22 protein-coding genes are annotated in these 22,438 nt (G+C 73.3%); 12 read left to right on the top strand and 10 right to left on the bottom strand.

Annotated features, from left to right (window positions below; genetic code table 11):
- The first annotated feature begins 45 nt into the window (after positions 1-45).
- Together E1291_RS45405 and E1291_RS24795 are read left to right on the top strand one after the other, a co-directional pair.
- On the top strand, positions 46-579 hold the full coding sequence (locus E1291_RS45405) for a flippase-like domain-containing protein (RefSeq protein ID WP_242614352.1): 534 nt from the start codon (positions 46-48) through the stop codon (positions 577-579).
- A 205-nt stretch (positions 580-784) separates the two neighbouring features.
- Entirely contained in the window at positions 785-1,366 is a 582-nt protein-coding gene (locus E1291_RS24795) for a flavin reductase family protein (RefSeq protein ID WP_131740385.1), read from the top strand.
- A gap of 47 nt (positions 1,367-1,413) precedes the next feature.
- On the opposite strand, the gene E1291_RS24790 is transcribed toward E1291_RS24795, so the two are convergent.
- The 6 genes from E1291_RS24790 to E1291_RS24765 all read right to left on the bottom strand — a co-directional run bounded on the left by E1291_RS24790 (position 1,414) and on the right by E1291_RS24765 (position 7,661).
- Positions 1,414-2,640, bottom strand: a complete 1,227-nt coding sequence (locus tag E1291_RS24790; protein ID WP_131740388.1) for an ROK family transcriptional regulator — start codon at positions 2,638-2,640, stop codon at positions 1,414-1,416.
- A complete protein-coding gene (locus E1291_RS24785; RefSeq protein ID WP_131740384.1) occupies positions 2,640-3,398 on the bottom strand; it encodes an ATP-binding cassette domain-containing protein in 759 nt (252 codons plus the stop codon). Before E1291_RS24785 ends, E1291_RS24790 begins: the two co-directional genes overlap by 1 nt.
- A 151-nt stretch (positions 3,399-3,549) precedes the next feature.
- Positions 3,550-4,833 (bottom strand): sugar ABC transporter permease, encoded by a 1,284-nt coding sequence (locus tag E1291_RS24780; RefSeq protein ID WP_242614351.1) that lies wholly within the window; start codon positions 4,831-4,833, stop codon positions 3,550-3,552.
- A 12-nt stretch (positions 4,834-4,845) separates the two neighbouring features.
- Entirely contained in the window at positions 4,846-5,631 is a 786-nt protein-coding gene (locus E1291_RS24775) for an ATP-binding cassette domain-containing protein (RefSeq protein ID WP_131740383.1), read from the bottom strand.
- A gap of 25 nt (positions 5,632-5,656) precedes the next feature.
- The gene (locus E1291_RS24770) at positions 5,657-6,736 is read right to left on the bottom strand and encodes a sugar ABC transporter substrate-binding protein (protein ID WP_131740382.1); all 1,080 of its coding nucleotides are present in this window, start codon (positions 6,734-6,736) and stop codon (positions 5,657-5,659) included.
- A 628-nt stretch (positions 6,737-7,364) separates the two neighbouring features.
- Entirely contained in the window at positions 7,365-7,661 is a 297-nt protein-coding gene (locus E1291_RS24765; RefSeq protein WP_131740381.1) for a hypothetical protein, read from the bottom strand.
- Positions 7,662-7,858: 197 nt separating this feature from the next.
- Here E1291_RS24765 and E1291_RS24760 point away from each other — a divergent pair, with 197 nt between their 5' ends.
- Positions 7,859-8,539: a hypothetical protein gene (locus tag E1291_RS24760; RefSeq protein ID WP_131740380.1), complete on the top strand. Its 681-nt coding sequence runs from the start codon at positions 7,859-7,861 to the stop codon at positions 8,537-8,539.
- Positions 8,540-9,067: 528 nt separating this feature from the next.
- A complete protein-coding gene (locus E1291_RS24755) occupies positions 9,068-11,590 on the top strand; it encodes a M14 family zinc carboxypeptidase (protein ID WP_131740379.1) in 2,523 nt (840 codons plus the stop codon).
- Between the two features lie 86 nt (positions 11,591-11,676).
- On the opposite strand, the gene E1291_RS24750 is transcribed toward E1291_RS24755, so the two are convergent.
- Positions 11,677-12,345, bottom strand: coding sequence for an aminoacyl-tRNA hydrolase (locus E1291_RS24750; RefSeq protein ID WP_131740378.1), 669 nt, complete (start codon positions 12,343-12,345; stop codon positions 11,677-11,679).
- Positions 12,346-12,514: 169 nt separating this feature from the next.
- Here E1291_RS24750 and E1291_RS24745 point away from each other — a divergent pair, with 169 nt between their 5' ends.
- Positions 12,515-13,603, top strand: coding sequence for an Rv1352/Rv1906c domain-containing protein (locus E1291_RS24745; protein WP_131740377.1), 1,089 nt, complete (start codon positions 12,515-12,517; stop codon positions 13,601-13,603).
- Positions 13,604-13,657: 54 nt separating this feature from the next.
- Entirely contained in the window at positions 13,658-14,491 is an 834-nt protein-coding gene (locus E1291_RS24740; RefSeq protein ID WP_131740376.1) for an SAM-dependent methyltransferase, read from the top strand.
- 79 nt (positions 14,492-14,570) lie between these two features.
- Here the strand turns inward: E1291_RS24740 and E1291_RS24735 are convergent, their stop codons facing one another.
- Positions 14,571-15,158 (bottom strand): TetR/AcrR family transcriptional regulator, encoded by a 588-nt coding sequence (locus E1291_RS24735; RefSeq protein WP_131740375.1) that lies wholly within the window; start codon positions 15,156-15,158, stop codon positions 14,571-14,573.
- Between the two features lie 632 nt (positions 15,159-15,790).
- Between E1291_RS24735 and E1291_RS24730 the strand changes: the two genes are divergently transcribed.
- The 5 genes from E1291_RS24730 to E1291_RS24710 all read left to right on the top strand — a co-directional run bounded on the left by E1291_RS24730 (position 15,791) and on the right by E1291_RS24710 (position 20,718).
- On the top strand, positions 15,791-15,994 hold the full coding sequence (locus E1291_RS24730) for a hypothetical protein (protein ID WP_131740374.1): 204 nt from the start codon (positions 15,791-15,793) through the stop codon (positions 15,992-15,994).
- 13 nt (positions 15,995-16,007) lie between these two features.
- Positions 16,008-16,670 carry a hypothetical protein gene (locus E1291_RS24725; RefSeq protein WP_131740373.1) on the top strand — a complete coding sequence of 221 codons (663 nt, stop codon included), beginning with the start codon at positions 16,008-16,010 and terminating at the stop codon, positions 16,668-16,670.
- A gap of 13 nt (positions 16,671-16,683) precedes the next feature.
- Positions 16,684-19,584, top strand: a complete 2,901-nt coding sequence (locus E1291_RS24720) for a helix-turn-helix transcriptional regulator (RefSeq protein WP_131740372.1) — start codon at positions 16,684-16,686, stop codon at positions 19,582-19,584.
- A 51-nt stretch (positions 19,585-19,635) separates the two neighbouring features.
- A complete protein-coding gene (locus tag E1291_RS24715) occupies positions 19,636-20,304 on the top strand; it encodes a TetR/AcrR family transcriptional regulator (protein ID WP_131740371.1) in 669 nt (222 codons plus the stop codon).
- A 183-nt stretch (positions 20,305-20,487) separates the two neighbouring features.
- On the top strand, positions 20,488-20,718 hold the full coding sequence (locus E1291_RS24710) for a hypothetical protein (RefSeq protein ID WP_131740370.1): 231 nt from the start codon (positions 20,488-20,490) through the stop codon (positions 20,716-20,718).
- Positions 20,719-20,960: 242 nt separating this feature from the next.
- On the opposite strand, the gene E1291_RS24705 is transcribed toward E1291_RS24710, so the two are convergent.
- Together E1291_RS24705 and E1291_RS24700 are read right to left on the bottom strand one after the other, a co-directional pair.
- Complete coding sequence (locus E1291_RS24705; protein ID WP_131740369.1) at positions 20,961-21,260, bottom strand: Dabb family protein; 300 nt, start codon at positions 21,258-21,260, stop codon at positions 20,961-20,963.
- A gap of 32 nt (positions 21,261-21,292) precedes the next feature.
- The gene (locus tag E1291_RS24700; protein WP_131740368.1) at positions 21,293-21,748 is read right to left on the bottom strand and encodes a flavodoxin family protein; all 456 of its coding nucleotides are present in this window, start codon (positions 21,746-21,748) and stop codon (positions 21,293-21,295) included.
- A gap of 118 nt (positions 21,749-21,866) precedes the next feature.
- Here E1291_RS24700 and E1291_RS24695 point away from each other — a divergent pair.
- Positions 21,867-22,438 (top strand): hypothetical protein (locus E1291_RS24695; protein ID WP_207400920.1); only part of this gene is annotated, 572 nt, incomplete at its 3' end.

Below are 22,438 nucleotides of genomic sequence, written 5' to 3'. Positions count from 1 at the left end.
TTTTTTTTTTTTTCAAGCAGAAGACGGCATACGAGATTGGCTGGAGTGACTGGAGTTCAGACGTGTGCTCTTCCGATCTGGCTGGCCGGTGCCCGCGACGTGCTGCGCCCCACCGGACGCGACTGGGCCGCCCTGTCCGTCCTCGCCACGCTCAACTGGGTGTTCGACATCCTCGCGCTGCTCGCGGCGGCGCACGCGGTCGGCATCGACGCCGACCCGCGCGGTGTCACCCTGACCTACTTCGCCGCGCAGGCGGCGGGCAGCGTCCTGCCGCTGCTGCCCGGCGGCCTCGGCGCGATCGAGAGCAGCATGGCGGCCTCGCTGGTCGCGTTCGGGGCGGCGCTGTCGCCGGCCGTCGCCGCCGTCGGCCTGTACCGGCTGGTGTCCTACTGGGGCGTCGTCGCGGTCGGCTGGATCGCCTGGGCCGCCCTGCACGAGGGCCCGCGGCTGCCCGCCGGGGCGCGCCGGCGGCTGGCGGGAACCGGGCGGCTCGTGCTGGACGGGCTGATGTCGAACACGCTCGTCACGGTCTACGGAAACGTGCCCGCCCCCACCTCCGGCGAGGCGCACCGCCGTTAGCCGCCCGGCGGCTCCGGTCTCCTCTCCGGCTCCGTCCCGAGACCGATCCGCGACCAGGACCTTTGACCGAGATCGTCCACTTTGGGAATCCGCGCGCCCGGACAGCGGCTTTAGTGGTCATGTGCCGCGCGCCCCGTTCGCGCCCGGCACGGTTCTCCGCGCGGTCGTCCAAGCGAGGCTTGGCCGAGAGAAGGGATCAGGTCACATGGGCCTGCGAGCCACCGCTCTCACAGGTGATCCGGCCGCGCGGCCCCCGGACCGGGGAACCGAGCCCGGCACGCGGGAACCGCCGGGCGATCCCGCGGGCGCCGTCGACGGCGCCCGGTTCCGCTCGGTGCTCGGCAGGTTCGCGACCGGCGTGGTCGCGATCACCGCCATCGAGCCGGGCACGGGACGTCCGGCGGGCCTGGCCGCCAACTCCTTCACCTCCGTCTCCCTCGATCCGCCGCTCGTCGCCTTCTGCGTGGCGCACACCAGCTCGACCTGGCCCCGACTGCGCGACGCCGGGCGCTTGTGCGTCAACATCCTGGGCGAGCCGCAGCTCGAGGTCAGCAAGCGGCTGGCCACGCGGGGCGGCGACAAGTTCGCCGGCATCGACTGGACCGAGTCCCCGGGCGGCGGCCCCCTGATCGAGGGCGCCCTGGCCTGGATCGAATGCACGATCGACCAGGAGCACACCGCCGGCGACCACGTGATCGTCGTGGCCCGCGTCCACGCCCTCGACACCCACGAGGACACGCCACCGCTGCTGTTCTACCGGGGCTCCTACGGCGGCCTGCGCCCCTGACACGACGCTCGCCCGGGCCCCGCTCGGAGGCGCGGGCGGCGCCCGAATCAAACCGTGCTGTCCTCTGGGGACTTGAGGCGGGCGAGAACCTGGAGGGGGTCGGCCAGGACTTCGGCGAAGGCGAACTCGGCGGCGCCGACGAGGGTCGTGTCGTCGGCCAGGGCGGTGGTGCGCAGGCGGACCCGCTCGCGGGACGCGGGCAGGGCGTTGGTCGCCAGGACGCTGCGGATCTGGGCGGCGGCGCCGAGGTAGATGTCGCGGAGCGTCCCGCCGAACACGATCAGGCCGGGGTTGAAGATGTTGACGAGGTTCGCGACGCCGAGGCCGAGCCAGGTGCCGACGCGGTGCAGGGCCTCGCGGGCGACGATGTCGCCGCGGTCGGCGGCGTCGACGACGGCGCGGACGGCGTCGCGGCCGGTCTGGCCTGGCTCCTCGGCGCGTCCGGCGTGGGCGAGCAGGGTCCGCTCGCCGACCTCCGCCTCCAGGCAGCCGCGGGACCCGCAGGCGCACGGCAGCCCCCCGGGGTTGACGACCATGTGCCCGATCTCGCCGCCGAAGCCGTCGTCGCCGCCGAGCAGGCGCCCGCCGACGATGATGCCGCCGCCGACGCCGACGTCGCCGTGCAGGTAGATGAGGTCGTCGCAGCCGACGCCGGCGCCGCGTTCGTGCTCGGCGAGCGCGCCGAGGTTGGCGTCGTTGCAGACCGAGACGGGGACGCCGAGGCCGAGGCGGCGGGACAGGACGTCGCCGAGCCGCGTCTCGCCGATGTCGAGGTTGGGACCGAACATGACGGCGTGGTCGGTGCGGCGGACGGTGCCGGGGAAGCCCAGGGCGGCGCCGACGCACACCGCGTCGCGCTCGGCCTTGCGGATGAGCGACCGGGCGCCGGTGACCAGGGTGCTCAGCAGTTCGCCCGGCCCCGCGTCGCGGGCCCGGGACGCCTCGCGCCGGTCGAGGACGACGCCGCCCAGCCCGACCCGGGCGACCACCAGCCGGTCCACGCCGACGTCGAAGGCCAGCACGTAGACGCGGGTCGACTCGGGCCGCACGACCAGGGACGGGCGGCCGGCGCGCCGGCCGGGCTTGCGCGGCAGTTCCTCGCGCACCAGCCCGGCGGCGGTGAGGTCGGACGTCAGCGCCATGATCGTGCTGCGGTTCAGTCCCAGGGTCTCGGCGAGCGTGGCCCGGGACGCGGGGCCGCGCAGGTGGACGAAGCGCAGCAGCGTCCCAAGGTTGTGCCGCCGGATGTCCTCCTGCGACGGGCCCGCCTTCATCATCGCCGCGGCCCCGGCTCCCCGGCGACCCCCGAGGTGATCAGCTCGACCACCTGCCGGTGGGTCACGTCGGCGGTTCTGACCTGCGCCACCATGCGGCCCAGGTAGAGGGCGGCGATCCGGTCGGACACCGCGAACACGTCGTTCATGTTGTGCGAGATCAGCACGACCGCGAGGCCGTTGTCGGCGAGCCGCCGGACGATCTCCAGGACCTGCTGGGTCTGGGCGACGCCGAGCGCCGCGGCGGGCTCGTCGAGCACGACGACCCTGCTGTCCCACAGCACGGCGCGGGCGATGGCGACGGTCTGCCGCTGACCGCCGGACAGCGTGGAGATCGGCTGCCGGACCGAGCCCATCGTGCGGACCGCGAGGCCCGACAGCGCCCGGTGCGCCATCTCCTCCATGGCCGTCTCGTCCAGGACCAGGCCGCGCCGGCGTTCGCGGCCGAGGAAGAGGTTCTGCACGATGTCGAGGTTCTCGCAGAGCGCGAGGTCCTGGTGGACGACCTCGATGCCGAGCGCGGCGGCGTCGCGGGGGCTGCCGACGCGCACCCGCGCGCCCTCGAACCGGTATTCGCCGCGGTCGGGAGGATGGATTCCGCCGATGCACTTGACCAGGGTGGTCTTGCCCGCGCCGTTGTCGCCGACGAGCGCCGTGACCTCGCCCGGGTAGGCGGAGAACGCGACGTCGTGCAGGACCTTGACGGAACCGAAGCTCTTGTCGATGCCGCGCAGGTCGAGGACGGGCGTACCTGACATGCCGAGTGGCTCCCACCGTGCCGCGCCGGCGTCGCGCGCCCAGCGGTCGTGGGTGGTGAGCGTATCAGCCGCGCTCCCCGGCCCGGTAGCGGCGGACGGGCCGTACGGGGAGCCGGCGGCCCACGCGTCCGGTCCCCCGCCGGTCACCGGGTCACCTGCCGGCACTGGAGCGGCGGCGCCGGGCCAGCGCGTCGATGCTCGCGGCCAGCAGCAGCACGACCCCGGTGATGAGGAAGCTCAGGTACGCCTTGGTGCCGAGCAGCCCCAGCCCGTTCTCGATGATGGCGATGACCAGGCCGCCGAGCACCGCGTCCCGGGCCTTGCCGCGTCCGCCGAACAGGCTCGTCCCGCCGATGACGGCGGCGCCCACCGCGTACAGCAGCGTGTTGCCGCCGCCGGAGTCGGGCGTCACCGAGTTCAGCCGGGAGGCGGCCACGATCCCGCTGACCGCGGCGAACGCGGAGGCGATCATGAAGACGGAGACGCGGATGCGGGTGACGTTGATGCCGGCCCGGCGGGCGGCCTCGGCGTTGCCGCCGACCGCGTAGACGTGCCGGCCGTAGGACGTGCGGCCGAGCACGAACGTGCAGCCGACGAGCAGCGCGCCGACCAGCGGCACGCCCCACGGGACGCCGCCGAGCGTGATCAGCGGGCTGGGCGCGCGGTCCAGGCTGAGCAGGTACGTCCCGGCGAGCAGCGCCGCCGCCACCACGGCCGACTGGGCGGCGACCAGCTCGACGGGACGCGAGTGCAGGTGCCGGACGCGCTGCCGGCGCCAGCGCAGCAGCTGCGTCGCGGCGTACGCGGCGGCGCACGCGGCGGCGAGGGTCCAGCCGAGCCAGATCGGCATGTTCTTGTTCGCCAGCGCCACGATGACGTCGTCGCGGACGGGCACGGTCCCGCCGTCCCCGATCATCCGCAGCGTGACGCCCTGCAGGCCGAGGAAGAAGGCCAGCGTGACGACGAACGACGGGATCCGCACCACCGCGACCAGCCAGCCGACGGCGGTGCCGATGACGATGCCGATCGCCACGGCGGAGATCACCGCGACGTACCACGGCTGCCCGGAGTCGACGATGAGCTTGGCCATGACGGCCGCGCAGACGCCGCTCGCGACGCCGGCGGACAGGTCGATCTCGCCCAGCAGCAGCACGAACACCAGGCCCATCGCGAGGATGGTGATGGGCAGCGCCTGCGTGGACAGGTTCGCGATGTTGCCCTTGCTGAGGAACGTGCCGGGCTTCAGCGCGGTGAACAGGACGACGAGCGAGACCAGGCCGAGGATGGCGGGCAGCGCGCCGAGTTCGCCGGCGCGGATCCGGTCCCGGTAGTCCAGCAGCGCGGACCGCACGTCGTGCTCGCGGCGGTCGGCGGCGAAGTCCGAGTCCGCCATCCTCATGGCGGCCTCCTTGCTCTCGGGGATGTCGGTGGACACCTGCGTCCCCCTTCAGATGCTCTCGGCGGCGGTCGTCGGCGCGAGGCCGAGATCACCGGAACGGCCGGCGGTGATGAGCTCCACGACCTGGCCGTGGGTGACCTCGGCGCGGGCGACGTCCGCCGCGACGCGGCCGAGGTAGAGCGCGGTCACGCGGTCGGCGACCTCGAACACGTCGTTCATGTTGTGCGAGATCAGCACGACGGCGTGGCCGGTGTCGGCGAGCCGCCGGACGAGGTCGAGGACCTGCCGGGTCTGCGCGACGCCGAGCGCGGCGGTGGGCTCGTCGAGGATGACGACCTTGGACTCCCACAGCGCCGCCTTGGCGATGGCGACGGTCTGCCGCTGCCCCCCGGACAGCGCGGCCACCTGTTGCCGCACGGACTTCACGGTGCGCACCGACAACCGGGCGAGTGTCTGCCTGGCCGCCTCCTCCATCGACGCCTCGTCCAGCACGATGCCCCTGCGGCGTTCACGGCCGAGGAACATGTTCTGGACGATGTCGAGATTATCCGCGAGCGCGAGGTCCTGGTAGACGACCTCGATGCCGAGCGCGGCCGCGTCGCGCGGGCCGCCGATCCGCACCGGCCGGCCCTCGAACTCGACCTGCCCGGAGTCGGCGGGATGGATCCCGGCGACGCACTTGATGAGGGTCGACTTGCCCGCGCCGTTGTCGCCGACGAGCGCCATCACCTCGCCCTGCCGCACGACGAAGTCCACGTCGTGCAGCACGTGGACGGCGCCGAAGCTCTTGTTGAGCCCGGTGAGGCGGAGGACGGGATCACCTTTTGCAGTCACGTGTCTCCTTCCGGCGTCCGCGCCGTCACCGCACGCCCGCGTCGCCGCACTTGGCCGCGTAGGCGCCCTTGCACAGGTCGGCGGCCTTGACGAACCCGTCGTCGACGACCTTCTTCACGTTGTCCTTGTAGATCCCGACCGGAAGGAGCAGCACCGACGGCACGTCCCGCTTCCCCTGGGGGTCGTTGGTGGTCCCGTTGGTCTCGGCCTTCTGGCCCTTCAGCAGCGCGACGGCCAGCCTGGCGGCGGCGTCCGCCTCCTGCTTGACCGGCTTGTACACGGTCATGCACTGGCTGCCGTCCATGATGTTCTGAAGGCCCTGCGTGGTCGCGTCCTGCCCGGTGACCGCGACCTTCCCGGCCTCGCCGTTCTTCTTGATGATCGACACCGCGGCGTTCCCGACGCCGTCGTTGGCGGCGACCACGCCGTCGATCCGGCCCTTCCGCTCGGTCCACATCTGCTCGAAGATGGTGGCGGCCTTGTCGGGCTTCCAGTCGGGGACGGCCTGCTCGGCGACCTTCTTGTAAGAGGTCACCGGGTCCAGGACGTTGTGCGCGCCCTTGGCGAACAGCGTCGCGTTGTTGTCGGTGGGGGCGCCGTTCAGGTAGGCGATGTTCGCGGTCCTGCCGCCCAGGCATTTCCGCAGGCCCTTGCCGAGCTCCTCGCCGACCTTCACGTTGTCGAACGAGACGTAGTAGTCGGAGACGCCGCCGAGGGTGAGCCGGTCGTAGTCGATGGTCTTCACGCCCTGCGCCTGCGCCTTGCGCTGGACGGCGGCCGCCGAGTTGGAGTCCAGCCCGTCCACGACCAGGACCGTCACGCCACTGGTGATCATCTGGTCGGCGATGGTCTGGAAGCGCTGGGTCGATCCCTCGGCGTTCTGGATGTCGTACCGGACGCCCGCCGTCTTGAACGCCTGCTCCAGGTAGGGCCGGTCGAAGCTCTCGTAGCGGACGGACGAGGTGGTGTCGGGCAGGATCACGCCGACCTTGCCCTTGACCGAGCCGGAAGCGTCCTTCGAGTCACCGGAGTCGTCGCCGCAGGCGGCCAGCGTGAGCGCGGCGGCCGCGGACAGGGCGGTGAGGCTGAGGATCCCCTTGCGCATAGCCCGGGTCCTTTCGGGGGGTGGTGATGGCCGCGTCGCGCGGCCGGGCTTCGCGGCGTCGGCGGGGTGCACCTCCACCGACGCGAATGTTGTGCCCCGCAACTTATGTCGCGTTTGCCGGGAGCGCCAGACTTCGTCCGGCACAGATTTGTTGTGGGCAGTAACAATCCCGTAACCCGGGATCGAGCTCGTCAGCACCATGCCAGCGCGGAGAAGCCGGCCTCGCCGCGGCCCGCTCGAATGTTCTGCCCCTCAACATTCGGCTGATCACTGCGGGCGGGCCGCGCGCGCGAACGGGACGCCGAGGGGGGCGACGGCGATCGCGTGCCGGGCACCGGCGGGGCACGGACGCGGCCCTGACGAGCGCATGTGAGCAGGCACGACGCGAAGGGACGGCGCACGGCGGCCGGAGCGACATGGCGGACGCGGCGCGAGCGAGCCGGGGCCGGACGGGCGGGAAATCGTCGCGGCGCATGAGCGAGGCGCCGGGCGGGCGGACACGGCGCGGCGGGGAGGCGCGGCGGCGCGGGGTCAGGACGCGGCGGCGGGTCGGCGGGAGCGGCGGCCGGGCGTGATCATGCAGGCGGCCGCCGGAGTGCGCCGGGGCGGTACTGCATGATCACGACGGTCAGTGGACGGCGAGGACCAGCGCGACCCGGTCGGCCGCGGCGGTGACGTCATCGGCGGCCGCGATGCGCTCGGCCCACGACCACCAGTACCACCATCCGTCGGCGCCCTGCTCCGCCAGGATGTTCTCCGTGAGGGCGGACGCGTCCGGATTCATCACGTGCAGGCTGGGCGACTGGCCGCGGGGCAGGGTGAGACGCACCCGGAAGCCACGCTTGACCAGCTCGTCGCCGAGCTCTTCCAGATATTCGATCCGCGTCTTCGAAGGCGCGGCGGTTCCCGTATCGTCAGGCGTCATCCTCGTATCCCTCATGGACTCCGCGCGGCCCGACGAGCCCCAACCCTTCCGTTTCGGCGGCCCGTCCGCAAGCACTTCGGGCCGGTCGGCGCGGGCGTGCCGCGCCGTCGTCCGGGACAGGGCCGCGCGTCCCGGGTGTCCGGGACCCTATCCGGGATATCTTGCGCCTATCAGGCGAACTCGAAGATGGGGGCGAGATGACGGTGAGTGCGGGGGCGGATCCGGAGCGAACGCGACCCGACCAGCGGCTGCCGAAGCGGGCCGACGCTCCGCCGGCCGGTGCGGCGCCCGCCGAACCGGTGGCGCCCGTGCCCGCCGCGCCGATGCCCGGCGCGGACCCGGGAGCGGGGACGGGCGGAGACGCCGGCGCGGGGGCGCGGCGCGGCGGAACGACCTGGCACCGCTACCACTACGCGGTCGGCGCGTTCCTCGTCGCCTACGGGGTGACGGCGCTCGCCGGGGCCGCGTTCCAGTGGGACCACCGGCGCGAGGAACTGGAGGAGTACTTCAGTTCCGGGCCGGTCAGCTCCTTCCTTCTCCTGGTCAAGGCGGTCGAGGTCCTGCTCGTCCTGGTGACGGTGGCCGGGCTGGCGCGCCGCCGCGACCTGTGGTTCGTGGTGCCGCTGGCCGGATGGATGGCGGGCTTCGCGATGTTCGCCGTCCTGGACGTCCTCAAGGGCAGGGTGGGCGGCCTTCTGGAGCACACCGCTTACCTCGCGGGCTTCGTCATCCTGCTCTTCCTGTCCTACGGGCTGAGCGCCAAGGCCCAGCTCATCGCCGCGGCACGCGCCGGAAGCGGAGCGACGCCCGGAGAGGGACGCCTCACCCGTACCCAGGAGTTCGCGCTCAGCGCGATCAACCGCCTCCCAAGGCGTTAATTCTTTGCAGTGTTGCCTTGCAGTGCCCTCGGCGTCAGGCGTTGAACGCCTTCCTTCCACGGACACCGCGCGATCGCTGGCATCACTCCGACTCGCCCGGGGGCTCGCTGCGCGATCAGGTTCTCGCAGGCTCGAACCTGGCTTCGCACGCGATCGCAGCATGCCCCGGTCCTTCGCCCGCAGGGTTCTTGCGGTGTTGCCTTGCGGTGCCCTCGGCGTCAGGCGTTGAACGCCTTCCTTCCACGGACACCGCGCGATCGCTGGCATCGCTCCGACTCGCCCGGGGGCTCGCTGCGCGATCAGGTTCTCGCAGGCTCGAACCTGGCTTCGCACGCGATCGCAGCATGCCCCGGTCCTTCGCCCGCAAGGTCCTTGCAGTGCCCTCGACGTTAGTTGCTGTTGCGTGATGGTGTTCTTACGGAGGTGTCGCGGCGCTGCTGTCCTTCCGGTGTGAACGCGCACGTGGGGGCCGATCTTGGCAGATGTTGCCGTTGGTGAACGTGGCCGCCGGTGCGAGCTTGGGGCTTCATGAGAGCCCGATATCTGGCCTGGTCGGCGGTCGCGGCCGCGTCGCTGGTGGTGTCCCTCGCGGTGCCCGGCGGTGCGCGGGCCCCCGCCGCGGCGGCGGTGCCGGCCGCGTGCGACCCGACGGGGACGGCGCCGGTCTACCGGGGCAAGGTTCCCTCCCCCAAGCAGGTCCTCGGCTTCGAGCTCGGCGAGCGGCAGGCCACCGCCGCCGAGTCCGACCGTTATCTGGAGACGGTCGCCGCGAAGAGCGAGCGCGTCGTCTCCGGGACCCTGGCCACGACGGCACAGGGCCGTCCACTGAAGTACGCGGTCGTCGGACGGCCCGAGCTGGTCTCCAGGGCGGGTCTGGCGAAGGTGCGGCGGGACGCGGGACGGCTGCGCGACCCGCGCACCCCGGACGCGCTGGCCGAACGACTGGCGGAGCGCGGCGTGCCCATCCTGTGGGTCAGCGGCAACGTGCACGGTGACGAGCCCAGCGGCACGGACGCGGCTCTCAAGGTGCTGAGGGACCTCGGTGACCGGACGGATTGCGCCGCCGCGAACGTCCTGGCGAACGCGCTCGTGGTCATCCTGCCCATGCAGAACCCGGACGGCCGTGAACTGAACACGCGCCAGAACGCCTACGGCTTCGACATGAACCGCGACTGGTTCGCGCGGACGCAGCCGGAGACCGACGGCAAGCTCGCGATGCTCAACCAGTACCCGCCCGCGCTGTACATCGACGCGCACGAGATGGGCGGGAAATCGTACTTCTTCCCACCGAACGCGGACCCGATCTACCACGAGACGCCGGAACAGGCCGTCCACTGGATCAACGACGTGTACGGCACGGCGATGGCGGCGGAGTTCACGCGGCAGGGCATCGACTACTTCAACAGGAACACCTACGACCTCTTCTACCAGGGCTACGGCGACTCGGTTCCGACGACGGCGTTCCACGCCGCCGGGATGACCTTCGAGAAGGGGGACAACAGCCCGTACCCGGAGCGGGTCAAGGAGCATTACCTCACCCAGTGGGTGTCGCTGTCGGCCGCCGCGCGCAACCGGCGCCGGATCCTCACCGAGTGGCACCAGATGGCGGTGGACGCCTACAAGCAGGGCCAGGCGGGCACGCTGGAGCCGAACCAGATCTACAACCCGCCGAACCAGATCGAACGACCGGTGCCCGGCCGTAAGGTCCGGGAGTACTTCCTGCGCGACGACGATCCGGCCAAGCGCACTGAGGTCCGCACCATCGTGCGGAGGCTGCAGCGCATGGGCGTCCGCGTGGAACGGCTGGTCCGACCGCTGACGGTGCCCGACTTCAAGGCGTACGGCCGTCCCGAGGGAAGGGCGACGCTTCCGGCGGGGACGTACCTCATCTCCATGGCGCAGGGTCAGAAGCACTGGATCCAGGCCATGCTGAACGAGGACTCCTACACGCCGTTCCCCTACTTCTACGACGTGACCGCTTGGAGCATGCCGCTGCTGGGGAACGTGTCCGGCGGCTCGTCCGGCGCTGTACTGCGGCCCGTGGCCGTCCCGGTGCGGACCCTGCCGGCCCCGCGACCCGGCCACGAGGGGCGCGCACCGAGGATCGGCGTCCTGCGGCTGTCGGCGACGTCGTCGGCGCGCCAGTCGGTGGGCTGGCTGCGCCACCGGTTCGACCGCGAGTGGAAGCTGCCGTACACGCTGCTCACACCCGAAGACATCGCCGCGGGCAAGCTCGCCGGGACACGGGTGCTGCTCGTCCCGAACGGCCCGGTGCCGGACGCCTACACCGCGCTCGGCGACGCCGGGCGGTCCGCGCTGCGGACATGGACGCGCGACGGCGGGCGCTACGTCGGCTGGCAGGGCGGCACGCAGCTCGCGGCCCGGCTCGGCCTCACCACGGCGACGCTGGCCGACCCGACCTCCGACATCCCGGGCACGCTGTTCCGGGTGAAGGTGGACGGCGCGAGCCCGCTCGCGAAGGGCGTCGGCCGCACCGCCTGGAACTTCACCTCCTACGACCCGGTGATGAGGGCGTCCAGCGGCGTGGTCGCGTCGTACCCGGCCGTGGACTCCGCCGACTGGTCGGTGTCGGGGTTCGAGAAGGGCGCGGCCGAGCTCGGCGGCACCGCCGCGGTCGTCGACCAGCCGGTGGGCCGCGGACGGTCGGTGCTGTTCGCCGCCGAGCCCAACTTCCGGGCGTTCAGCGACGGGACCGCCAAGCTGCTGTACAACGCGATCCTGGGCCCGGACCCGGCGCGCTCGGCCGTCCCGCCCGCGGCGGCGACGGCGGACGCGGCGCGGCGGGCCGCGGCGCTGCCGTCCTACGAGGCCCCGATCCGCGTGTCGGTGCGCGCGGCGGACGCCGCGAAGGCCGCGGCGGTGCTCCGCTCGGTCGGCGCGCGATGGGCCGAGAGCCGCGCGGGCGACGTCGTCCACTACGTGGTCGACAACCCCCGGGGCCTGCCGGCGGATCACCACCCGTTCGCCGGGCGCCTGCCGTCGCTCATCCGCGAAGCCGGAATCGATCCGGTCGCGGTGACCCTTCCGTAGTCACCGCCGCGGGCACGTCCATCGGCGGCGCGCCGGGGCCATGGGAACTCCCCCGGCCCCGGCGCGTTCCACGTCGCGGGACGCGCTCAGAGGGTGAGCCACGCGATGGCGGTCATGGTGCCGGGCGGGACCTCGGTGAAGCCGCCGTCGCGGACGGCGACCGCGGCGTGCTCCACGCACCGCCGCCACGGGACGTCGCGGACGAGCCGGACATGGGCGCCCGCCTCGGCCCACGCCGTGGCGTCCTTCCCGCCCTGGCGCAGCAGGAGCTGCGCCGCGTGCCCGCACTGCGCGGCGGCCTTGCCCGTGGTCATCGTGACGCCGGGGTTGAGGGCGATGGTCGCGTACGGGGGCTCGGGCGGCGGGCCGGGCTCTCCCCCGTCCTCCAGGTCGAGCCCGGCGACCTGGAGCTTGGCCAGTTCCAGCGGGACGTCCGAGACCGGACCCGGCACGAACGCCCTCACCTCGGCGCCGGAGTGCTCGACGGTGACGCCGGGAAGCGCCTGGACCTCCGGCCAGCGCACTCCGCGCGCGCGCCGGGTCACCTTGCGGATGCGCCGCGACTCCCATTCGTGAACGGCCCGCCGCCATTCTCCCTCGGGTTCCGTCGCGCGCGGATCGGTGAGCAGCCGGACGACCGCCGTCGCGGCCGCCTCGCAGACGGGCCCGTGGCCGGGAGGGCTCGCCTTCTCAAGGCGCACCACCAGTTGCATCGCCCAGGGCGGGTCGTCACGCGGATCGTAGTCGGGTCGCACGGATGGAGTATTCCAAACGGGATCCGGCGGCCCGCACGCGACTTTCCCGTGAGGGATGTGGGTACTGCAACTCTGACGATCCCCCGGACGTCGTTCATGGTGCGGGAGGAACGGGCCTCGCCGGACGGGGCGAGGGAGCAGGGCGGAGGATTCCGGTCGGAGGTCGCCGGTGACCAGTGGCGCGTGGAGCGATTCCATCCCGGGAGTCGGGACGTACTTCGTCGGCATCGACGTCGCCCCGGGCCGCTACCGGTGCGACAACGGCAAGGGCGGCTGGTGGGTGCGCTTCACCGGGCCGGGCGGCGGCGATCCCGTCGGCTCGTGGCCGCTGCCCGCCGGGCCCACCGAGATCGAGATCTCGCCCGGCGACTTCGCGTTCGAGACACACGTCTCCACCTACTGGCGCCGCGTCGCGCCCGCCCGCTCCCGCTCGGACGGCGCGCCCGCCGAGCCGCGCCCGGTCGCCGACCCCGCGCTGCGCGCCGAGCTCGACACGATCGTCGCGCGCCACCGTCCGCTGGTGTGGCTGGCGCCGCTGACCGTCCTCGCGGCCGGCCTGCTCGGCTCGACGCTGCTCGGCCCGCTGTGGCTGCTCGGCCTCGGCATGCTCGCGGTGCTCGTCGCCCTCGGTACCCCGTCGGTCTCGCTCGACCTGCGCCGCGCACGCGAGCTGGAGCGCCGCCGCGACCGCTACCTCACCCCGGACGACCTCGACGCGCGGGGCCGTGAGCTGCTCGGCCGCGTGCAGGCCGCCGTGGACGCCGTCCGCGACTCGGAGGTCAACCGGGAGGGCCTGCTGGACACCGTCGACAACGCCGTCACCCTGCCGCGCCAGGAATGGGAGATCGCGCAGGTGCTGGCGCGGCAGGCGCGGCTGCGGCTCGACGAGGACGACGACGAGGCGTCCGGCGGGCTGCCGGAGATGGCCGCGGCGCTGCGTCCGCTGCGCGCCAAGCTCGACCTGTCGGTGGCGGCGGTGACCCGGCGCGTCGAGGCGCTGGAACGCTACGCCGAGAGCGCCCGCGCGGCGGACGAGGCGCTGCGCGCGCACCGCCGGCTGGAGGCCCTCGCCGCCAAGGCCCACGAGTACGACGAGCTGGTCGCCGACACCGTCCGCGACGATCTGGCGCTCCCGGCGATCGAGCGGCTCACCGGGCAGGGCGAGGCCCTCGCCCGGACGCTCCGCGCCCGCCTGGCCGAGGCCGCCGAGGCGGGCGGCGCTGCGGGCGGCGAGCTGCCCCCGACGACCGGGGGATGACACCCGGGTTTACGCTGGCGGCCGACGGTTGTCACGAGACCCTGTGAAGGTGCCATGACGGACGACGACTTCCCCCGGCGGAGCCCCACCATCGACACCACGCGGCCCTTTCAGGCGCGCCTTTGGAACCATTGGCTCGGCGGCAAGGACACCTATCCGGTGGACCGCGAGGTCGGCGACAGGATCGCCGCCGTGTACCCGGAGATCGTGGAGGTGGCGCGGCACTCCCGCGCCTTCCTGGTCCGTGTCGTGCACTACATGACGGGCCTGGGGATCAGCCAGTTCCTCGACATCGGGACCGGCCTGCCCGCCGTCGACAACACCCATGAGGTGGCGCAGCGGGACATCCCCGGGGCCCGCGTCGTCTACGTCGACAACGACCCGCTGGTCGTGACGCACGCCCGCGCGCTCCTCACCGGCGCCCCCGACGGGACGTGCGACTACCTCGAAGCCGACGTCCGCGACCCGGAGGCCATCATCCGGCGGGCCGGGGCCGTGCTCGACCTCACCCGTCCGGTCGGCCTGCTGCTGCTCGGCATCATCGGCAACGTCGCCGACGCCGACGCCCCGCACGGCCTCGTCCGCGAGCTCACCGGGGCGCTCGCGCCCGGGAGCCACGTCGCGATCAACGACGGCACCAACGTCCTCGGCGTGAACGAGTGGACGCCGGCCGAGGCCACGGCGCGCGGCGAGGCGCTGCGGCTCTGCGCGGAGGCGGGGGCGGTCCCGTACCACGCGCGGACCCCCGCGTTCATCGAGTCGCTGTTCGACGGCCTGGAGCTGGTAGACCCCGGCGTGGTGTCGACGCCGCTGTGGCGGCCCGACTTCCCGGAGCTGGGCAAGCCGCGGCAGATCGACTCCTTCGGCGGCGTGGCCCGCAAACCGTAACGATCGCGCCCCGCGGCGCCGCGCCCCGCGTCCTGTCACCCAGCGATCCACAACCACCACGCCGGCGCGTTACCTGCGATCAACACCGCCCGAACAGGTCGTCCAGGTGGTAGCGAAGGATCTCCATGGCCGAGGCGGGGCTCCGCCGCCCCACCAGGATGCTCGTGCCCAGGCCGTGGGCCAGCGCGAGCAGCCGCGCGGCCTCCGTCCCGGGGTCGGCGCCGGCCGGGATCGCACCGTCGAGGGCCGCCGCGATCTGCCGCTCGAGCCGTTCCGGCCCGTCGACGAAGGGCCGGGCGGCGAGCGACGGCTCGGTCAGGGACAGCACGGCGTAGGACGTCCAGACCTGCTGGTGGGCGCGGCCCTCCGGGTCGGCCGGCAGCGCCTCCGCCAGCAGCGCCTCGACGTAGGCGCGCGCCGACGGCTCCGGGAGGGCGGCGAGCCGCGCCGCCCACCGTTCGCGGCCGAGCCGTTCGAGCCGTTCGAGCGCGGCGTTCATGAGCTGCGCCTTGCTCTCGAAGTAGTACTGGACGAGCCGCAGCGAGACCCCGGCCTCGGCGGCCACCGATCGCAGGGTCACCGCGTGCAGCCCGTCCCGTTCCGCTACCCGGACCAGCCCGTCGGTGATCTGGGCCCGGCGCGCGTCGTGGTCGGCGGTTCTCGGCACGTGACGATCCTCTCGCACAGCGGTCCCGCGCGCACGACCCGTTGCGGTACGCGCGTATCGCCCGGCGTCCGCAAGCCGGTCCGGCCAGATTACGGGTGCACTTTTTCCGCCATTTCGGCAGCACTTTTCGCGGACGCCACCGGGGTGCGAGCTCTATCCGCGCGGAGAGGCCCCGGAGCCGGGAGCGGAGACGGGCGGAGGCGCGGGGCGGGCCCGGTGGGAGTCGGGCCCTGCCCCGCTGAAGTCTCCGGACCAGCGCAAACCGTCGGATCCCATGCCGAGCGGGTTCGTGGGCGAGACCTGTAAGTAGAGGATGCCGGGTCGCGCGTGCCCGGCGGCATCGTGGATAACCCGTATTCGGCCGCCTCCCGCGATACACGCGTTGACGGCCTTTTACAGCCTGATACGAGGCGCGCGTTACGTCCCGAGTGGGCGGCGCTTGTGGAAGGGCGTAAAAATGCGCCTATCACTTCCGCCTGTTCCGGCCCTTTGCCACTATGTCATTACCGGGTTTCCGGGATCGCATGACCTCGCTGTGGGAGGCGGGATCAGAAAAACGCGTTCCTGATCGTCCGGTGAAGACCAGTCGGATCCCATCGCACCGAGACCGGGTGCACCGAGCGAGGACGACCATGAAGTTCACCCTGAAAGTGGAGGGGCCCGCCTGGGCCGCCACCGCGGGCGCCGCCGCGCATGCGCTGATCTCCGGTGGCGGGCTGCTCTACCTGATGTACGGCGAGGGGTCGCCCGTGCTGGGCACGGCCACGACGCTGGCCGTGGGCGCGTCCTACGGCCACATGCTCACCGCCTTCGCCTCCCGCGGCAGCCGAAGCTGACGGCGGGCCCCCGATGACCGTCGACAGGGCGGGCGGCTCCGAGACGTTCGAGAGCCGTCTGCATCGCCTGCTCGTGGTGTACGCCCCGGCGCCCTGGCACGCGCGCGCGCCGGAGGGGGCGGCGGGCCCGATCATCGAGCGCCTCCTCGACCCGGCGACTCCCCTGGTGGCATGGCGCAACGTCGTCGCTGTGCTGGAGGGGCACGGCATGCCCGCGCACCACATCGCCGAGCTGCGGCCGCTCTATCTGGAGGCCGGCCGCCGTCGCCGGCCGAGGAACCCGATCCTGGACGGTCACGCCGCGTCGGAGCGGGCGGCCGGCCCGGTGCCCGCGCCCGTCCCGGCGCTGGAGGACGCGGGCGGGCTCGACCTGAAACCCGATCCGCTCACCCGCACGCCCGGCCCGGCGGACTTCCACGACCTGGACGCGCTGCTGCTCAGGTACTGGGCCTGGGCCGGGAGGCCGTCGAGCCGCAAGCTGGCCGCCGCGTCGGGCGGGGTGTTCTCGCATGCGACGGTGAACAGGCTCACCGGGCCGGCGGGCCGGGCCGCGGGGCGGTCCTTCTCCGTCCGCCAGGAGTACGTCCGCGCGTTCATCGCGGCCTGCGGCGGCTCGGAGGACGACCAGCGCCGCTGGGTCACCGCGTGGCGCCAGGTGGACGAGGCATGCTCGTGAGCCGGAAGGCCCGATGGACGGTCGCAGCATAGAAGGGCACGGCATAGAAGCACACGGAGCCCGGACGTCCGAGGACGCGTTGCGCGGTCCCCGGCCGCTCGCCGGAAGGCGGGACGCGCTCCGGACTCTCGACCGGGCCCTGGCCGAGTCCGCGGACGGGGAGTTCCGCCTCCTGGTGCTGCCCGGCGAACCCGGCGTGGGCAAGACGCGTCTGCTGGAGGAACTGGCGGGCGAGGCCCGGACCCGTGGGATCCCGGCGCTGGCGGGCCGCGCCACCGAGTTCGAGCAGCCGATGCCCTTCGGCCTCGTCGTCGACGCCCTCGACGACCATCTGGAAGAGGTCTCTCCCGACCTCGACCCGGACACGGCCGCGCCGCTCGGCGCTCTCTTCCCGGCGCTGGCCGCCGTCGAGGCGGACGCGCACCCGCCGGGCAGGCCCGGCTACCGGACGTTCCGCGCCGTCCGGCGGCTGCTGGAGCGGCTCGCCGCGCCGGGCGGGCTGGTCCTGATCGCCGACGACGCGCACTGGGCCGACGACGCCTCCCTTGATCTGCTGGACCACCTCGTCCGGCATCCGCCCCGCGCATCGCTCCTGCTGGCGGTCGCCTACCGGCCCGCGCAGGCCCCGCCCAGGCTGGTCAGCGCGCTGGAGGGCGGGGCGCCGGGCACCGTCCGCCTCCCTGTCCTCCCGCTCACCCAGGAGGAGGTCGGCGAGTACCTCGGGGCGGACGCCGACGCGGCGTTCGTCGAGCGGCTGCACAAGGACAGCGGCGGCAACCCCTTCTATCTCACGGCGCTCTCCAACGCGTCCGAGGGGGAGACGCCGCCGGCCGTCCGAGCGGCGCTGCGCATGGAGCTCACCTCGCTGTCCCCCACGGCGCTCCTGGTGGCACAGGCGGCGGCCGTCGCCGCGGACGAGCCCGACCCGGCGCTCATCTCGACGGCCGCCGAGCTGGCGAGCGCCGAAGTCCTCGGGGCACTTGACGAGCTGGTGGCACGTGACGTCATGCGGCCCGGCCGGGCTGGGCGCTTCCGGTTCCGGCACCCGCTCCTGCGCCGCGCCGCCCTCGACTCGGCGGGAGCGGGCTGGCGGGTCGGCGCCCACGCCCGCCTCGCCGTCCAGCTGGCGGCGGCCGGGACGCCCGCGGTGACCCGCGCCGAGCACGTCGCGCGGTCCGCGCGCTTCGGCGAGCCCGGCGCGGTCGCCACGCTCGCGGAGGCGGCCCGTGCCAGGGCCGCCGAGGATCCCGGCACCGCCGCGGACCTGCTGGAGACCGCGCTCGACCTTCTCCCCGAGAACGCTCCGGCACGCGCGGCGATGCTTCTCGACCTGGCGGAGCTGCGTCACCTCGCCGACGCCCCCGGCAAGGCCCGCGCGAGCGTCCGCCAGACGCTCGACCACCTGCCCCGCGCCGCCCTCGACGAACGCGTCCGGGCGCTGCTGCTGCGCGCCGCGATCGAGCGGCGGCTCGGAAACCGGGAGCAGATCCGCCCCGTCCTGTGGGCCGCGCTGCGCGCCGCCCCCGAGCATTCACCCCTCGACCTGCGGGTACGCCCTCGGCTGGTCGCCGCTGAGATCACGCGGGGCGAGTACGCGGCGGCACGCGAACTGCTCGGCGACCTCATCGGGGGCGCGCACCCGCGGCGTGCGGGTCCCGACGCCGGGGGGCGGGTCGCGGTCGCGTCCCTGCACGCGGTGCTCGCGCTGGCGGTGGGCCGGGGCGAGGACGCCGTCCACCATCTGGACTCCGCCGCGCGGTTGCTGGACGAGAACCTTGACGAGGACCTCGCGGAGTGGATGGACGTGCTCGTATGGGCGGGCTGGAGCGAGGTGTTCGCCGGCCGCCAGGCGGTGGCGCTGCGCCACTTCGACAGGCTGGCCGGGCTGGCCCTCACCACCGGTCACCGGCACCTCCTGGCCGGCCTGATGTCCGGGCGGGCCCGCGCGCTCCTCATGGCCGGGCGGATTCCCGAGGCGGTCACGACCGCCGGCCGGGCCGCCGAGCGGGCCCGCGTGGGCGGCCCCACCGAGGACCTCGCCCTCGCTCTCGCCGAGCACGCCCGCGCCACGCGCCTGGCCGGAGACTTGAGGAAGGCGATGACACTTGCCGAGGAGGCGAGGCGCCTCGGCGAGGGCAGCGACGAATGGTGGGCCGTGAACGCCCGCCAGGAGCACGCGATGGAGCTGCTGGAGGCCGGTGACACCGAACACGGCCTGGCGCTCCTCGCACCGATCGCCCGTGCACCGTCCCCGGACCTGCGCCTGCGGCTGTCCTGCTGCGAGAACCTGGCCTGGGGCGAGCGGATGCGCGGAGACCGGGCCGGGGCCGCCTTCTGGGGACGGCGCGCCGAGGAGCTCGCCGCCCCGGCCCTGCCCACGACGGCGGCCTTGACCGTCCTGGCCCGGTCCCACCATCTCCCGCCCCGTGAGGCCGCGCTCCAGGCTCGTACCGCGGCCGAGATGTTCGCCGACGCGGGTGGGCGCTACGACGCGGGACGGGCCCTTTTCCTGGCGGCGGGCTTCGCCGTCGACACCTCCGTCGACACCTCCACCGACGCGGACGCGCGCGACCGGGCGAAGGAGCTGCTGCGGCTGGCCGCGAAGACCTTCACCTCCATCGGGGCATCGAACGGGCTGGCGCAGGTCCAGCGCGAGCAGCGGCGGCTGGGGGTGCGGGTGCCCGGGGCTCCTCCGCGGGAGCGGACCGGTCCTTCGCCGGCCGGGCTGTCGCCGCGCGAACTGGAGATCGCCTCGTTGGTCGCCGAGGGGAGAAGCAACCAGCAGATCGCCGATCGGCTTTTCCTCAGCACCCGGACGGTCGAGACCCACTTGTCGCGTGTCTTCTCCAAGCTCGGGGTGAGCTCACGCGTGGGGGTCGCCTCGGTGCTCCACGAGGCGTCCGGCGAGGACTGATCGGGCCCCTCCGGCAGGGCTCGGCGCAGGTCCGGACGGCATAATGGAGGGGTGACGACCACGAGCGCCGACTCCGGACGATCCCGCGCCCGCGGCACGGGGGCCGACGGTGCCAGCCGCCGCGCCAAGGGCTCGCCCGCGCCGGGCTCGGAGCGGCGCGACCACCTGGTCAGGCTGGCCGCCGACCTGTTCGCCGAGAAGGGCTTCCAGGCCACGACGGTGCGCAACATCGCCGAGGAGGCCGGCATCCTGTCGGGCAGCCTCTACCACCACTTCGACTCCAAGGAGTCGATCGTCGACGAGATCCTCGCCGGGTTCTTCGGCGAGATCATGCCGGCCTACCGGGCCGTGGTGGACGAGGGCGCGGACGCGCGGACGACGGTCGCCGGCCTCGTCCGCGTCGCGTTCGGCACCCTGGAGCCGCACCGCGCGGCCATCACCGTCATGCAGAACGACTGGAACTACCTCAAGGGGATGGAGCGGTTCGCCTACCTGAGCAAATCCGAGGACGAGGTCGAGCGGATGTGGGTGGACGCCCTCAGGGCGGGCCAGGCGGACGGGTCGTTCCGCGCCGACATCGATCCGAAGCTGACCTACCGGATGATCCGCGACACGGTCCGGGTCGCGGTCCGCTGGTTCAGGCCGGGCGGCGGGCTGAACGCGCAGGGGCTCGCCGACCATTACCTCAAGGTGATGTTCGACGGCATCAATACTCACTAGTCCCTGCCCTCGTGCGGCACGTTCCCGTCCTGTTCATCCCGGAGATTCCGCCACTCGGCGCGGTGTCCCGCCGTCAGCGCTCACGACCCTTCATAGTGTGCTTAGTCACAATTTGACGAGTAGGGGTGACGCTTTGGCCCATGGGGACGCTGTTACCGAAGAGATCAACGGGGGGAGGGCGACATGACGGCTCGACGAGGCGCCGCCGGGCGGGACGAGCCCACGCCCGCGGCCCTGCGCGCGGCCACCGCGCGCGGGTTGCAGGAGCAGTTCCCAGGAGTCCGTGTCTGGTACGGCGAATCGACCGGGTCCTGGTGGGCCATGGTTCCCCTTCGAGAAGGGCTCCGGCTGCTGGAGGCCCCCACACCGCAGCAGCTCCGCGAAGAGATCATGAGCGCCCGGACTCGCGGGTGACGGCGCGCTGAGCCGCGGCGGTGCCGTCCGCCGGGAACGGGGCGCGGATCCGTCCCGGCGAACGGCGTCCACGGGACGGGCCGCCGGTGCCCGCGCTCCGGCCGCCGCGGGCGCGGTGCGGGGATCGTGCGCCGTCGCCGCCGAAAATAACCTGAAACTCTTTCTACTACAAGCGCTTGCTTTGTAACTGGGCCCAACGGCCGCGGGCCCGCCGGGCGGGCCGGAGCCCGGCGGCGCGCGGGTCAGAACTCGTACTGGATGGCCGCCCGCTGCGCCACGATCGGGGTGATGTACTGGTCGATCACCGCGCGGTGCACCGGGTGGTCGCGGTACACCAGGTAGGCGTCCCGGTCGGCGAACTCGGCGACCACGGCGAAGTCGTAGCCGTCCGGGTTCACCCGCGCGTTGGTCCCGAGACCGTACTCGCGGATCTCCGGGATCAGGCCGGGCAGCTCGCCCAGCTTCTCCGCGACCTCCTCCTGCTGGCCGGTCGTCGTCCCCTCGGCCCACATGAACAGCACCACGTGCCGGAATCCACTCATGGCCGCACGCTACCGGGGCCGCGCCCGCCGGGTCAGACCGAGCCCAGCTCCGCCGCCACGGTCGCGCCGAGCTCCCAGCACGCCTCGAGATCGTCCTTGCCGGGCTCGCCGAGGACGACGACCGGCGGCAGGACGGCCTTCCAGCTCAGCCCGGTGGTGATCGACTCCAGTGCGCGCAGCGCGCCGGCCGCGTCGCTGTTGCCGTGCAGGAACGCCCCGAACGGGCGCCGGACCGTGGCCTCCAGGCACGGGTAGTAGATCTGGTCGAAGAAGTGCTTGAGCGCGCCGGAGAGATAACCGAGGTTGACCGGCGAGCCCAGGAGGTAGCCGTCCGCGTCGAGCACGTCCACGGCGGTCGCCGCGAGCGCGGCGCGCACCACCACGTCCACGCCCTCGATCTCGTCGGTGGACGCGCCGGAGCGCACGGCCTCGACCATCGCCTGGACCGACGGCGACGGCGTGTGGTGCACGAGAAGCAGCCTCTTCATCACCACGACCCTAACCGTCCCCCGCCCGGTGGACGGGGACGGCGGGAGGGAGAACAACGGCCGATCCAGGGAATGAGTTCCGGGGGATCATGGTTGGGAGATCGGCGGAGGTGTCCTCGTGCACGCTGCGACATCACCGGAGGGGGCACGGCCCGTCCGGCCGCTCGCGCTCGCCACGGCGGCCGTCGCCGCCCTGGTCGCGGCCCCCGTCCACGCACCGCACTGGCTCGACGGGGTCTCCCTGCTGGTCACCGGCCGACCGCTCGCCCCCGTCCACGCCGTCGTGCTGGCCCTGGCCCTCCTGCTGGTCGCGCGCGGCGTGCTGCTGCGGCGCCGAGCCGCCTGGTACGGGCTCGTGACCCTGGCGGCGCTGGGCGTCCTGGCCGTCCTCACGGGCGACGACGCGGCGTGGCGGCTGCCGCCCCTGGCCGCCGCGCTCGTCGCGCTGTGGTCCTGCCGCGGGCGGTTCCCGGTGCGGCCGCACCCCGAGCGGGTGCGCGCGGCGGTGCGGACCGGCGCGGTGCTCGCGGTCGCCGCCGTCCTCGGCTCGGTGCTGCTCGCCGGTGTGTCCCCGCGCTCGGCGGGCCGGGACGTGGTGAGCGGGCTCGGCGCCACCGGCGCGCCCATCGGCGGCGCGTCGTGGCTGCCCGAGGCGCTCGGCCTCGCGGGCGCCGCCGGGCTGCTGGTCCT

This window comes from Actinomadura roseirufa (assembly GCF_900659635.1).
GTDB classification, from domain to species: Bacteria; Actinomycetota; Actinomycetes; order Streptosporangiales; family Streptosporangiaceae; genus Spirillospora; species Spirillospora roseirufa.
Note: the sequence above shows the minus strand (reverse complement) of the source record. Positions and strands in the feature narration are given on the sequence as shown.

What these genes read in the sequence shown, in the direction of transcription:
- E1291_RS24725 (WP_131740373.1), top strand. Translation starts at nt 16,008, where the DNA reads ATGACCGTCGACAGGGCGGGCGGCTCCGAGACGTTCGAGAGCCGTCTG.
- E1291_RS24795 (WP_131740385.1), top strand. Translation starts at nt 785, where the DNA reads ATGGGCCTGCGAGCCACCGCTCTCACAGGTGATCCGGCCGCGCGGCCC.
- E1291_RS24700 (WP_131740368.1), bottom strand. Translation starts at nt 21,748, where the DNA reads ATGAAGAGGCTGCTTCTCGTGCACCACACGCCGTCGCCGTCGGTCCAG.
- E1291_RS24705 (WP_131740369.1), bottom strand. Translation starts at nt 21,260, where the DNA reads ATGAGTGGATTCCGGCACGTGGTGCTGTTCATGTGGGCCGAGGGGACG.
- E1291_RS24730 (WP_131740374.1), top strand. Translation starts at nt 15,791, where the DNA reads ATGAAGTTCACCCTGAAAGTGGAGGGGCCCGCCTGGGCCGCCACCGCG.
- E1291_RS24770 (WP_131740382.1), bottom strand. Translation starts at nt 6,736, where the DNA reads ATGCGCAAGGGGATCCTCAGCCTCACCGCCCTGTCCGCGGCCGCCGCG.
- E1291_RS24755 (WP_131740379.1), top strand. Translation starts at nt 9,068, where the DNA reads ATGAGAGCCCGATATCTGGCCTGGTCGGCGGTCGCGGCCGCGTCGCTG.
- E1291_RS24790 (WP_131740388.1), bottom strand. Translation starts at nt 2,640, where the DNA reads ATGAAGGCGGGCCCGTCGCAGGAGGACATCCGGCGGCACAACCTTGGG.
- E1291_RS24765 (WP_131740381.1), bottom strand. Translation starts at nt 7,661, where the DNA reads ATGACGCCTGACGATACGGGAACCGCCGCGCCTTCGAAGACGCGGATC.
- E1291_RS24740 (WP_131740376.1), top strand. Translation starts at nt 13,658, where the DNA reads ATGACGGACGACGACTTCCCCCGGCGGAGCCCCACCATCGACACCACG.
- E1291_RS24760 (WP_131740380.1), top strand. Translation starts at nt 7,859, where the DNA reads ATGACGGTGAGTGCGGGGGCGGATCCGGAGCGAACGCGACCCGACCAG.
- E1291_RS24720 (WP_131740372.1), top strand. Translation starts at nt 16,684, where the DNA reads ATGGACGGTCGCAGCATAGAAGGGCACGGCATAGAAGCACACGGAGCC.
- E1291_RS24710 (WP_131740370.1), top strand. Translation starts at nt 20,488, where the DNA reads ATGACGGCTCGACGAGGCGCCGCCGGGCGGGACGAGCCCACGCCCGCG.
- E1291_RS24785 (WP_131740384.1), bottom strand. Translation starts at nt 3,398, where the DNA reads ATGTCAGGTACGCCCGTCCTCGACCTGCGCGGCATCGACAAGAGCTTC.